Annotated in this window: 10 protein-coding genes; 4 read left to right on the top strand and 6 right to left on the bottom strand. The window is 33.8% G+C overall.

Annotated features, from left to right (window positions below; all coding sequences use genetic code 11):
• Nucleotides 1–13 precede the first annotated feature (13 nt).
• Nucleotides 14–1,183, bottom strand: a complete 1,170-nt coding sequence (locus JRC48_RS00380; RefSeq protein WP_235069902.1) for a galactokinase — start codon at nucleotides 1,181–1,183, stop codon at nucleotides 14–16.
• 231 nt (nucleotides 1,184–1,414) lie between these two features.
• On the opposite strand from JRC48_RS00380, the gene JRC48_RS00375 reads away from it, so the two are divergent.
• Entirely contained in the window at nucleotides 1,415–2,419 is a 1,005-nt protein-coding gene (locus JRC48_RS00375; protein ID WP_235069901.1) for a LacI family DNA-binding transcriptional regulator, read from the top strand.
• A gap of 23 nt (nucleotides 2,420–2,442) precedes the next feature.
• Nucleotides 2,443–3,450 carry an aldose epimerase family protein gene (locus tag JRC48_RS00370; RefSeq protein WP_235069900.1) on the top strand — a complete coding sequence of 336 codons (1,008 nt, stop codon included), beginning with the start codon at nucleotides 2,443–2,445 and terminating at the stop codon, nucleotides 3,448–3,450.
• Nucleotides 3,451–3,500: 50 nt separating this feature from the next.
• Here JRC48_RS00370 and JRC48_RS00365 read toward each other — a convergent pair whose 3' ends face one another.
• Complete coding sequence (locus JRC48_RS00365) at nucleotides 3,501–3,830, bottom strand: hypothetical protein (protein ID WP_235069899.1); 330 nt, start codon at nucleotides 3,828–3,830, stop codon at nucleotides 3,501–3,503.
• Nucleotides 3,831–4,133: 303 nt separating this feature from the next.
• Here JRC48_RS00365 and JRC48_RS00360 point away from each other — a divergent pair, with 303 nt between their 5' ends.
• Together JRC48_RS00360 and JRC48_RS00355 are read left to right on the top strand one after the other, a co-directional pair.
• Nucleotides 4,134–4,583 carry a GNAT family N-acetyltransferase gene (locus JRC48_RS00360; RefSeq protein ID WP_235069898.1) on the top strand — a complete coding sequence of 150 codons (450 nt, stop codon included), beginning with the start codon at nucleotides 4,134–4,136 and terminating at the stop codon, nucleotides 4,581–4,583.
• Between the two features lie 59 nt (nucleotides 4,584–4,642).
• Nucleotides 4,643–5,707, top strand: a complete 1,065-nt coding sequence (locus JRC48_RS00355; RefSeq protein WP_235069897.1) for a branched-chain amino acid aminotransferase — start codon at nucleotides 4,643–4,645, stop codon at nucleotides 5,705–5,707.
• Between the two features lie 186 nt (nucleotides 5,708–5,893).
• Here the strand turns inward: JRC48_RS00355 and JRC48_RS00350 are convergent, their stop codons facing one another.
• The 4 genes from JRC48_RS00350 to JRC48_RS00335 form a co-directional block, all read right to left on the bottom strand.
• A complete protein-coding gene (locus JRC48_RS00350) occupies nucleotides 5,894–7,204 on the bottom strand; it encodes a maltose ABC transporter substrate-binding protein (protein WP_235069896.1) in 1,311 nt (436 codons plus the stop codon).
• Between the two features lie 724 nt (nucleotides 7,205–7,928).
• A complete protein-coding gene (locus JRC48_RS00345) occupies nucleotides 7,929–10,961 on the bottom strand; it encodes a glycoside hydrolase family 2 TIM barrel-domain containing protein (protein WP_235069895.1) in 3,033 nt (1,010 codons plus the stop codon).
• Nucleotides 10,962–11,161: 200 nt separating this feature from the next.
• Nucleotides 11,162–12,031, bottom strand: coding sequence for a methionyl aminopeptidase (locus JRC48_RS00340; protein ID WP_235069894.1), 870 nt, complete (start codon nucleotides 12,029–12,031; stop codon nucleotides 11,162–11,164).
• A 154-nt stretch (nucleotides 12,032–12,185) separates the two neighbouring features.
• The gene (locus JRC48_RS00335) at nucleotides 12,186–13,130 is read right to left on the bottom strand and encodes a translation initiation factor IF-2 N-terminal domain-containing protein (RefSeq protein WP_235069893.1); all 945 of its coding nucleotides are present in this window, start codon (nucleotides 13,128–13,130) and stop codon (nucleotides 12,186–12,188) included.
• Nucleotides 13,131–13,225 lie beyond the last annotated feature (95 nt).

Genomic DNA, 13,225 nt, shown 5'->3' with positions numbered 1-13,225 from the left:
CTCCTTATGCAAACTATGCTAATGTTTTCGTTCCGTCTCCGATTGTTGCTACATATAAATCTGCATCGTATCCGATTACTTCTTTGTATCCTTTTGCGATCGCTGATTTAACGGCTTCGACTGCATCGTTTTGAACTAAAGCAATCGCACATCCTCCAAATCCTGCACCTGTCATACGTGCCCCTAATACACCTTCTTGTGCACATGCTAACTCAACAATTGTATCTAATTCTTTTCCTGTTACTTCGTAATCATCACGTAATGACGTATGAGATTGATTTAATAATTGTCCAAACTCTTTTAAATCTCCATTTGATAATACATCAATCGCTAATTTTACACGCTCATTTTCAGTCACAGCATGTTTTGCACGACGGTATAACACCTCATCTGTTAAAACATGAGCAACTTTTTCAAATTCAGCCACTGTTAAGTCACATAAGAATTTAATATCAGCTTGTGTTTGTAATAATTCTAATGCTTTATCACACTCTTCGCGACGTTCATTATATTTTGAATCTGCCAATTCACGTTTTTTATTTGTATTCATAATTAAGATTGAGTTATCTCCTAAATTAGCTTGAGCATACTCATAACTTAAATCATTTGTATTTAATTTAATCGCGTAATCTTTTTTCCCCATTCCAATAGCGAATTGATCCATAATTCCGCAATTAACCCCAACATAGCTGTTTTCTGCTTTTTGAGATAACTTAACCATATCAACCATTGAAATCTCATATCCATGTAATTCTTTTAAAATTTGAGAAACTAGTAATTCAAGTGATGCTGATGATGATAATCCTGAACCATTTGGAATCGTTCCAAATACATAAGCATCAAAACCTGTTGGAATGTTAAATCCAGCTTCTTTAAACTGAACCATTACACCTTTAACATAAACACTCCAGTGCTCATCTTCTGTATGTGATAAATCACTTAAATCAAATTCAATAATTCCACGATCTTCGAAATTCCCCGAATATAAACGTACTTTTTGATCCTCACGTGGTGAAACAATGGCGTATGTTCCATAAGTAATAGCTGCCGGAAAGACGCATCCACCATTATAATCGATATGCTCCCCAATTAAATTAACACGACCTGGCGAGAAAAATACCTTCATTTCTTTTTCTTCACCAAACACTTTTGTAAATGCATCTTTTAACGTTTCAATCTTCATTTTCCTCTTCCTTTCTACTTTCATCCACTTTATTGAATTACTGTTATTTTTTACTATACTAAAATTTTATACTTTTTTAGTAAAAAAATCAATACCATTTACTTAAAACCCTTTCATTTTTTGAAATTTGTTAATGAGCTAATGTTTTATTTTACAAAACTTAATGATAGAATATTAGATGAAACAATGATGAACACATTCATTTTCTTTATGAAAGGAGGCTATCGTAATATGGCTAAAATCAAAGATATTGCCGATTTAACAGGATTTTCAATCACAACGGTTTCACGTGTTCTAAATCAAGATAAAAACTTTAACGTATCGGATGAAACACGTTTAAAAATTATGGCCACCGCTGAAAAACTAAATTACGTCCCTTTAAGTAAACGTAATAAAACGACTAAAAAAAATACCACTTTAACGATCGGTCTCGTTTATTGGTATTCAATGGCTGAAGAGATTACTGATCCTTATTACATGTCTATCCGTTTGGCTATTGAAAATCACTGTCAGTCCCATCATATTAATTTACAAAAAATCTATTTACCACTAACCTCATTTGATGACATTTCAGCGATGAATTTAGATGGATTAATCGCCTTAGGTAAATATAGTGACGAGGAAATTCAAAATCTTCAGACGTTAACTCGTCATCTTGTGTTAGTAGATTGTTACTCTAAACACTACAATATTGATGTCGTGATGGCTGATTTAAAAGAGGCAACAAAGGATATTATTTCTTATCTATATGATCTACAACTGAAAAAGATTGGTTTCATTTGTGGCGTTGAAAAAACACTCGATGGTCAAGAATTACTAGATATTCGCTTAACGACTTATATTAATCAAATGTCAAAACTAAAAGCATTCCATCAAAATAATGTTTACTTAGGATCATTTACGGCTGACTCTGGATATGAAATCATGTCGGATATTATTAAACAAGGGAAGTTATTAGATGCTTATATTGTTGCTTCTGATGCGATGGCGATTGGATGTTTAAAAGCATTAAACGAAAATAATATTAAAGTACCAGATGTTGTTTCAATTATTAGTTATGACAATATCTCATTATCACAATATACGATCCCATCGTTAACAACAATTGACATGAACACAAAACATATGGGAGAAACCGCACTTGACTTGCTCATCGAACGTATTACAAATGATCGTGAAATCGCCAAAAAAGTAACGATTCCAACACGCCTCATTAAACGTTCAAGCAGTCAGTAACATAGTATAAGGGGGATTTTTAAATGATAGCCTATCAGGCAGTAGAAAAAGGAACAATTAACGGAATTAACGTGGTTGAATACTGTATGAAAAATGAAGCATTAGAAGTGCGCTTCTTAAATATTGGTGGCGTTTTAACTAAAGTAGCTATGGCTGCTGATCAGTACGAACAAAACTTAGTTTTAAACTTTGATAACGTTGAAAGCTACTTCAACAACGGATGTTACTTAAATGCCATTATCGGTCGTACATCAAATCGAATTAAAAATGGACAATTCACCATTAATAATCAAACTTATCAGTTAGATTTAAATAATGGCCCAAATAACTTACATGGAGGGGCTGAGTGCTTAACATATGCAGACTTTAATGTGACACAAATTCCAGCGGGATATGCCTTAACAACGACGCTTCCGCATCAAGAGAATGGTTTTCCAGGAAACGTCACTATTAAAGTTTGCTACACACTAGAAGATAATAACTTCATTGTTTCTTATGAAGCAACGACAGATCAAGATACGATCGTTAACTTAACTCAACATGCTTACTTTAATTTATCTGGAAATTTAAGTTCTACGATTTATAACCATGAACTACAAATTAAGGCTGATTATGTAGCAGAAGTTGATGACCATTCATCATTTACTGGACAATTAATCCCTGTTGCCAATACTTTATTTGACTTCAATAAACCAACCATTATTGATCCAAAAGACAAAGAGCGTTTACCACTCTTTGAAAAAACATCAGGTTATGATCATCTATACATTTTATCTGATAAAAAAGAGATTGCGACATTAAAAGATTTAGCTTCAAATCGTCAATTAACCGTTTCAACAACCTCACCTTCTATGCAATTTTATGCTGGAAACTTTTTAACAGATGACTTAATCTTTGAAGGTAACCGCAAAGGAGAAATGCATTTAGGTGCTTGCTTTGAAACGCATTTAATTCCATTTGATTTTGAATCACAAATTTTAAAACCTGGTGAGGTTTACTCACAACAAACAACGTTTACATTCACAAAATAAAAGAGGTGACTTTCATAAAAGTCACCTCTTTTTACATTATCTTTTAATCATTAAATGCCTAAAATCCAAAAATGATCATCTTGATTCATATCTTTTTTAATCCATTCATTGATTTGATTAAAAAACATAATCATTGATTCTTCTTGAGTATCTTCCTCTAAAGCTAACTGTCTAATCTTTTCCCAATCAGTCAACTTAACTTTTTGAAGTCCATAATAAGCAAAATTAGAAAAAGTTTGATCTAGATAAGGGGCTAATCTCCAAAACTCTTCATCAATCAAATATAAAGAATCTTGATTCCAGTGATTTAGACGATCTTTAGCATAACAAAATTCATAAACATCGTGACTTTTTAATTCATCCTTTTTTAATAACTTCATGTCTTCCTCCTCAGTAATTGATGGCTTTAATTTTTAAAATAGATGACTGACAACATTACTATCTTTCATCTCTACAAAAGCGAAAAAGATTTTAAATCTGATCAATTTGAATGATAGACTTACTAACCTTTTCTAATAAGATCTACTGACATCTCACTCTGATGCAGATCATGTTAACTAAAAAATTCTAACTCAATTTATATCCGCCATACATTGTTCATTAATTACCATCTCTTTCAAATAATTAATATTTTAATACTTAAACTCATATGTTAGCAATAGAAACAGAAGGGAGTGAGTAAAATGAGAATTGCCTACTACGAAGCTGAGTACTTAGATGAGTGCGCTGAACTTTTAAGAACAGTTTATAATAACGAACAATGGGCATGTCGTTGGTCTGAGCTAAAATCCAAAAACTACATTGAAGAACTAAGTCAATTCCCCCGTTTTGTTGGATTTCTTTTATTAAACGATGAAGAAGAATTGATCGGAGCGGCTCTTTGTCACGAACGAACATGGTGGTATAAAGATGAGTTATTTATCGATGAGTTTTTCATCCATCCTGATTGCCAACAGCGTGGCTATGGCTCAAAATTACTTAAATATATGAATAAATATACGAAAGAACAAAAGTTAGCGGGATTAACGTTAATGACAAATAACTTAATCGTCGCTGATTTTTATCATAAAAACAAATTCCATGATCATGAAATTTACTTCATGTACAAAGGAATTGATTCAATTGCAGAATAATTAACATGAACGTTATGTTATTAAAATAACCTTTAAACAAGAAAAATGGGAGTGTGCCTATGAATTTTAAAATTGAACGTGCTAAAGTATTAAAAGAAAAACCTGATGAAAAAAATTTAAAATTTGGACGTTATTTTACCGATCATATGTTAGTCATTGATTATAGTGAAGAAAAAGGATGGCATGATGGACGTATTATCCCTTATGGGCCGATTGAAATGGATCCAGCCTGCATGGTTTTACACTATGCTCAAGAGACATTTGAAGGATTAAAAGCTTATCGTCATCCAAATGGCGACATTGCTTTATTTAGACCTGAAATGAACGCGCAACGGTTTATTAAATCAAACGAACGACTTTGTATGGCCACTGTTCCAGCCGATTTGTTTGTACAAGCGGTTAAAGCGATTGTTGACTACGATAAAGATTGGGTGCCTTCTGAACCTGGAACTTCTCTTTATATTCGTCCTTTCTGTTATGCAACAGAGTCTGGTGTAGGAGTACATCCAGCTAAAAATTATCAATTTGTCATTATTCTATCACCAGTTGGTGATTACTATCCTGAAGGCGTTAAACCCGTTAAAATTTGGGTTGAAGATGAATATGTACGTGCGGTTAAAGGTGGAACTGGATTTGCTAAGTGTGGAGGTAACTACGCAGCGAGTATCGCCGCACAAGTGAGAGCTAATCAACGTGGATATACTCAAGTGCTATGGTTAGATGGTGTCCACCGTAAATACGTAGAAGAAGTTGGAACCATGAATGCGATGTTCTTAATTAACGATACCGTTGTCACAGCTCCACTAGAAGGCTCTATTTTACCTGGGGTGACGAGAGATTCCATTATTACACTACTTAAAGATTGGAACATTAAAGTGGAAGAGCGTCATCTTAGCATTGATGAATTAATGGAAGCGGGACGTACTGGGGCATTAAAAGAAGCCTTCGGAACCGGAACAGCTGCTGTCATTTCCCCAATCGGAGAGCTTCATTATAAAGATGAAACCATAGTGATCAATGATTTCAAAACTGGCTCATTAACTCAAAAGTTATACGATACGTTAACAGGTATTCAATGTGGAAAAGTAACAGATCCACACGATTGGGTGAGTTACTTAAAATAAGACTTCATTAACTGATTCTTATTTTTAATGTTCTTCTGTTTAATTCTTTAATATCGTAAAACTTTTAATTAAATTCATTTTTTAAAAACGATAAACGAACTCTAGGCAATCCTCTATCTTATTTTTCAGTAATGCTAGATCGTTTTTAAAGACAAATAAAAAAAGAGGACGAGGTCCTCTTTTTTCTTACTGAGCTAATTCTAGAGCTGCTTCATAATCTTCTAACGCTTTTGCAGCTGCTTCTTCTGGAGTTGCTAACCCCTCCCAAACTGAACGATACATCGTTTCAGCTGGCGCCCAGTAGCTTCCCATTTCTGGGATACTTGGCATTGCTTGAGAATATTGAGCTTGTTCTAAAACTCCCATTAAATAAGCATCATCAGAAAGTCCATCAATGACACTTGGATCTTTTAATGCTGGAATTGATCCACGAACTTTATAAAGAATTTCTAATCCTTCATTAGAAGTCATGAATTCTAATACTTCACGAGCTGCCTCAGGATTTTTTGTATAAGAACTTATACATGCAATAATGTTTCCTGAGAAAGTGACTGGTTGAGTGTTATTAACTGTCGGAATGGTTGTAACACCCCACTCGAAGTCAGCATTTTTCTTAATTTCAGAAATTGCCCATGGTCCAACAATAATATATGGAATAGTTCCCTTAGCAAATTCAACTTCAACAGTATCTGTTGTTAAGTCAGCATATGGAACATCTAAATATTCCCTTAACGATTTATAATAAGTTAATCCATCAATAACTTCTTGTGTGTTAAAGTTAATTTGTTCTGGATCATTATGATCAGGACCAAACAATTGATAACCGAATGCCGTTAAGAACGGATGCATCGTATATGAGTTTCCTGCCTCCATACGAATAATAAATTTATTTTCAGCGTTATTATTAAATACATCACCTTGTTCTTTTACTTCATCCCATGTTTTTGCTACTTCAAATCCGTATTCTTCTAACAATGTTTTATTATAGAAGAATGCAACAGATTCTGTAGATAGTGGAACTCCATAATAGTTTCCATCAAACTCAACTGTTTGAACTGACGCTTCAATAAATCGGTCTTGAACTTGAGTTGATAACTTCTCACCTAGTGGTAATAAAATTTTAGACTGAATCGATTGAGCCATATTATCATGTGGCTGAATAAAAATATCTGGCCCCACACCTGCTGGCCCATCTAATTCTAATTTTGTACGCGTATCGACTGATTCAACATGTTCCCACACAATATCATATTGCGGAAACTTCGCTTCAATCGCCGATTCTAACTCTTCAGCGTAATCATCGTAATCTAACCACAACTTAACTGTTGTTTTTTCACCTGTCGACTGATCTGTTGACGGTGTTTCTCCTTGATCAGATGGTGTTTCTCCTTGATCAGATGGTGTCTCATTCTGATCTGTTCCTTCGTTACTGCTGCAACCTACTAATCCTACGATAGAAAGTATTGTTGCTAATAAAATTGACATAAGTTTTTTCATTTTGGTTTCCCCCTCAATACATTTTTAAATGAATTCTGACCTTACCCAAAACTCAATCATTTTGTGCTTAATGATTTAAAGTTCAAATAAGTTCATTAATGATAAATCTTAGTTTTTGTATTGGTGGGAGTATAAGTGTTGTTTTTATGTGTGTTTTTTAAATTGGTTACTGCTTGTTCCCCTCATAAATCATCTCCTCTTCATCTTTGATAACGATCACATTTTAACACAATTTCCCAATATTATGTACCTATCTTCACAAAAATAACTAATCTTTCATTAATTTTTTAATTAAACGATTTTTTTTCTTACAAAATGTTTTCTATTTAAATAAAAAAAGACATGAATTCGATCTTATTTTTTTTAGGTTTGTATATATTTGTCATCAATTGTTTTTATGATTAGATGATAATTTTTAGCATCAAATATCAATCAGTTATTCATTTTAAAAACTAAAGACAGACTTTATCTTTATTCAAAGACTTCTTAAAATCAAATCATTTTAGTAACCATTCTCTTTAAATTAGATCATTTTTATCGTGATCCATGTGGAAAATATTAAACTTCTCACGACAAGACCTTTTTGAAACGAATCAAATTTATAAACTTATTTTACTCATTATTATCTCTCATAAATGTATTTCTCAAACTAAATCACCTATAACATCCCACACATAAAAAAGGTCATCTCGTAATGAGATAACCTTTTTTTAGACTGTTAAAATTATTTAGCCGCTTCAATAACAAAGCTAAATTCGTAATTTTCATTCGCTGGAATTTCGAAGCATTCTTCAGGACGTGCACCCCAAGAATCGTCTCCTCCAACACCCATTTCTTTTAAGTTAATTGATAAGACTGTTTTATAAACTGGTGGTAATTCATAGTGGTGGTAAGCTGCTTCTAATTCGTGTGATGAATACGGAAGAGCACTAAAGCTTAATGGTGTTTCTCCACTAATGCGTAATCCTTTTCCTTCTTCATTCGTTAATGTCGCAAAGCGTACTCCAGTATGGTTTCCACATGCTTGAGGAATAACGTATCCCGCTACATTATCAGCTACTTTATTTGTAAATGTTCCAAGACGTGCACCAAACTCACGATCAGCGTATGTTTCATCTGGTCCAAATCCACGCCAAGTTAATGTATCAAAGTCTGCTGGGATGGCTAAATCCATTCCGAATTTAAACATGTTTGGTAATCCTTCTACCCCATTATAGCTCATTGTGACATGAATTTGTCCATAAGAGTTGATGAAGTATTTTACAACTGCATATGAAACGGGCATTGTATTTAAGTTATAGTTGAAAATAACTTCTAAACCATCATCATGTTTATGAATATCCATTGATTCATGGAAAGCATATAAACTTGCTAATTTCCATTGTGCCATACGAACTTGCGCTTGATTTCCGCGATCATTATCCGTTGCAGCACGCCAGAAGTTTGGCATTAATGATAAGTTTGGTTGATGAATGTACTCAACTCCATCGTATTTTAATGATACAATACGTCCTAAGTTTTTAGCAAAAATAACTTCGAATCCTTCACCATTAATTCCTACGTTTACATCACCTTCTGCAATGTTAAATGGTTTAACTTCGCGAATAACCTCTTCTTTAACAGGCTCAACCACACGTTGTCCGAATGCAATCTCATGTCCAGCCTCAGCGTAAGCTGTTGCCTCTTTTAAATGAACAGAAACAGTAATCACTTGCTCTTGTGAAGATGAAGTTGGATTAATTCCTAAATCAATAAATGCTTTTGTTAATGGTGCCAATGTTTGAACTGATTCGCCAGAAGCAATTACTTGATCTCCCTCTTCAATTTGCCACTTAACGACATACTCATTTAAATCAGTGAAGCAATGTTTATTATAAATCTCTGCTCCGCTATCTTTGACTTCAATCGCAAATGGTTGATAAGCCCCTTTAATCGCTTGGATTTTTGGTGAAATCGTACGGTCTGCGTAAATAATTCCATTCACACAGAAGTTATAGTCTGTTGGTTGATCTCCAAAATCTCCACCAAATGCCAAGAATGGTTTTCCATAACGATCTTTTGACCATAAGGCTTGATCAATATAATCCCAAATGAATCCTCCCTGATACATTTCGTACTCATCTTCTAACTCAATGTAACGATCCATTCCTCCATTTGAGTTCCCCATCGCATGGGTATATTCACATAAAATAAATGGTTTTTGTGGGTCATTATCTAAGAACTCTTTAATATCTGGAACTCGTGCATACATACGACTTTCCATATCTGATGTATCGTTAAAACGACGATCCCAGAATACTCCTTCGTAATGAACTAAACGTGTCTCATCACGATCTCTGAAATACTGTGACATTTTATATAAGTTTTCTCCACCATAACTTTCATTACCACATGACCAAATGATAATACTTGGGTGGTTTTTATCGCGTTCGACCATTGATTTTGCACGATCTAAAATAATTTCTAAAAACTCTGGACGACCATTTGGAATCGTTACATCTTTACATTCAACAGCTCCCATACGTTGCCATGTTCCGTGAGTTTCTAAGTTTGTTTCATCAATAACGTATAATCCATATTCATCGCATAATTCATAGAAATACGAAGCATTTGGATAATGTGACGTACGTACTGAGTTAAAGTTATGTTCTTTTAAGAACTTAACATCCCATTCCATCTCTTCTTTTGTCACTGAACGACCGTATGTCGCACTAAATTCATGACGATTGACTCCACGGAAGACGATACGTTTTCCATTAATACACATAATTTTATTAATCATTTTAAATTCACGAATTCCGACACGTTGACAAATAGCTTCAACGACTTCACCGTTCACCTTTAACTCTAATTGTAACTCATATAAGTAAGGATGTTCAGCACTCCATAAGTTTGCTTGCTCAACATCTAATGATAACGTCGCAACTCCGTTGATTACATCACATGTTCCTGAAGCGACTAAATTGTTGTTAGCATCTACTAAGTTAGCCACAATGGTTGCGTCTTCTCCTGGCACTTTAAACTCAACAGAAACAGTCGCATCTTGATAATTATTTCTTAATGGTGTTTTAATAAATAAATCTTCAATGTGTGTGTTTGGTGTTGTATATAAATAAACATCTCTAAAAATTCCTGATAAACGCCAGAAATCTTGATCCTCTAACCAACTTCCTGTTGACCATTTATAAACTTGCACAGCTAATTTATTTTGACCTTCACGGTTAATATATGCAGTTAAATCAAATTCACTTGGTGTAAAACTGTCTTCACTATATCCAACATACTCTCCATTACACCAAACGTTAAATGCTGTTTCTACCCCTTGGAATGAAATACACACTTTTTGATTATTCCAATCCTGTGGAACTTCGAAGTATGTCACATATGAAGCGGTTGGATTATATTTAGTTGGAATGTATGGAGGTTTTAATTCTTCATGTCCATCCCATGCATATTGAGTATTAACATAATGTGGCTTATCGTATCCTTGTAATTGGATATGCCCCGGTACGTTAATTTTACCAAAATCTGAACAATCTACTTCTAACGCCTCAAACCCCTCTGGGCGTGTAGTTAAGTTATCACTATATTTAAATAGCCATTCACCATTTAAACAGTGACGCCATGACATATCATCTCTCTTAATTGCTTGTTCTAAAGTCTTATAATAACGATGATCACTATGAGGCTTTAATCGATTGATTTCAAAAATCTCTGGATTCGTTAATAAAGCATAGATATCCTGTGGTGCTTTCATTTTTACTTCCCCTTTTAGTAAATTTTATTAACTTTTACAACTAAATTTTATCATACAGCAAAGAATGTGTAAACGATTCCCAGTTTATTTGTATTAGATTTTAAAATTAATGACAAAACAAAAAAATCACTTTTCATACTAAGTATAAAAAGTGATGAGTTTTTAGGTCCTTCTTATTTAAATAAAATGATTTATCTAAACTAGTAAGCTAAAATTTCTGCTCCATCTTCTGTAATTAAAATGGTATACTCCCATTGAGCTGATGGCTTACGATCCGCTGTATAAATCGTCCATCCATCTGATTCGTGCTCTTCAATTTCGGCTACTCCCATATTAATCATTGGCTCAATCGTGAATGTCATACCAGGAACTAATAAACAATCTGTTCCACGTACACCGACGTGACTAATATATGGTTCTTCATGAAATTCAACACCGACTCCATGTCCTCCAATATTTTGTACAACCGTATAACCATTTTTTGTGGCATGTTCTAAAATAGCTGCTCCTATATCACCTACATAACCCCAAGGTTTCGCCTCTTTAAGTCCAAGATCTAAACATTCTTTAGCCACACGAACTAACTTTTGTTTTTCTTCATCGACTTCACCAATCATGAACATACGTGAAGCATCCGCATAATATCCATCGACAATTGTTGTCACATCAATGTTAACAATATCACCTGATTTTAAAATTTCATTCTCACTTGGAATCCCATGACAAACGACTTCATTAATAGAAGTACAAATACTTTTTGGAAAACCATGATAATTTAACGGAGCAGGTGTTCCACCTAACTGTAGGGTATAATCCTGAGCTAATTTATTAAGTTCTTCTGTACTCATTCCTTCTTTAATCGTTTCGGCAATCTTATCTAAAATCATCGTATTAATTTTACCTGCATGACGAATTCCCTCAATCTGTTCTTTCGTTTTTAATAATTCACGTGTTGGAACTTCATCACCTTGATGATAATGTTTTGCGATTTTTTCCTCAATCGCTAAATGACACTGTTTATATTTTTTCTCGCTTCCACACCAACATTTATCATTACGTCCGATTTTCATTTATATCACCTTTTCATGTTTAAAAATAATCTACATCTACTAATATACTACTACTTTAAAAAATTGCCTATCTTTACACTACTGCTATTAAATAAAAAAGACTAGTTGAAAATGATCGAACTTCATTCATTTCCCCTAGTCTTTTTATGTCTGATTAAGAGGCCTTATAATTTAGTTTACTCTCAATCACTGAAACCATTCCACTCTCTTGCATTTGTGGTAATTTCAATTGTTCTTTACTTAACTCGTTTAACTGAATATATGATGCCGTTTCGATTCCACTTTTAAGTAAATTAACGGCATCTCCCATACGTGTTAATCCATTATCATAATATTGACGACTGATTCCTAAAACATTGGGTAAGATATCTGCACTATACCATCCCTGATATTCTAAGTTATGAATAGTTAAAGTCGTTTTAACATTCTGATAGAATGAGTGATATTTATAGTCCACATCTAAAATCAGTGGAATCATACTTGTATGCCAATCATTCACATAAATATCTGAAATTTCAACTTCAAGATATGGTAAGGCTTCTAAAACCGCACGATTAAAAAATGCAAAGCGAACCTCGTCATCTTCATAACCATAAATATCATCGCGTCCAAAATAGTGATCATTACCGATAAATAAATAAGTGACTGAATCTTTAACTAATTTAAACAAAGAGGCATGAGTTTCTTCTAAACCTAGTTTGATTGGTAAGTTCGTCAACCATTTCATCTCATGTCCATAACCCTCTGTCACGCTTTTATACTTTGGTAATACGACCGTTAGTGGACGCTCATGATTAATAGACTCCTCAACAAACGTAGCAGCCGCCTGTCCTAATGATCCTAAAGAAGCAAATGGTTCACACTCTGTCACAACATAAGCAACGTGTTTCACAGCTTTTTGCTTTTTCATAACTTTTGGATTTGTTTCTTCTAACCCCTCAACTGTATCTTTTCCACGACAAATATGACGGCTTAATGTCGCGACTTGCATTTCATCTAATTTAGATTGTGCTTTAACCTCTATCCCTAACTCTTGACAAATACCTACAAGTTCTTTACTTGACATGTCATAATTTCTAGCAAATTCGTATACTCTCATCGTATATCCCCCCTGTTAAACAAGATTTAACATATAGCAACATTTTAACATCTGACATCCTTTTTGAAAATCTAACATCTTACAAAACGACCCAA

Origin of the sequence: Turicibacter sp. TJ11, assembly GCF_021497505.1 — a bacterium.
Classification (GTDB): domain Bacteria; phylum Bacillota_I; class Bacilli_A; order MOL361; family Turicibacteraceae; genus Turicibacter.
Note: the sequence above shows the minus strand (reverse complement) of the source record. Positions and strands in the feature narration are given on the sequence as shown.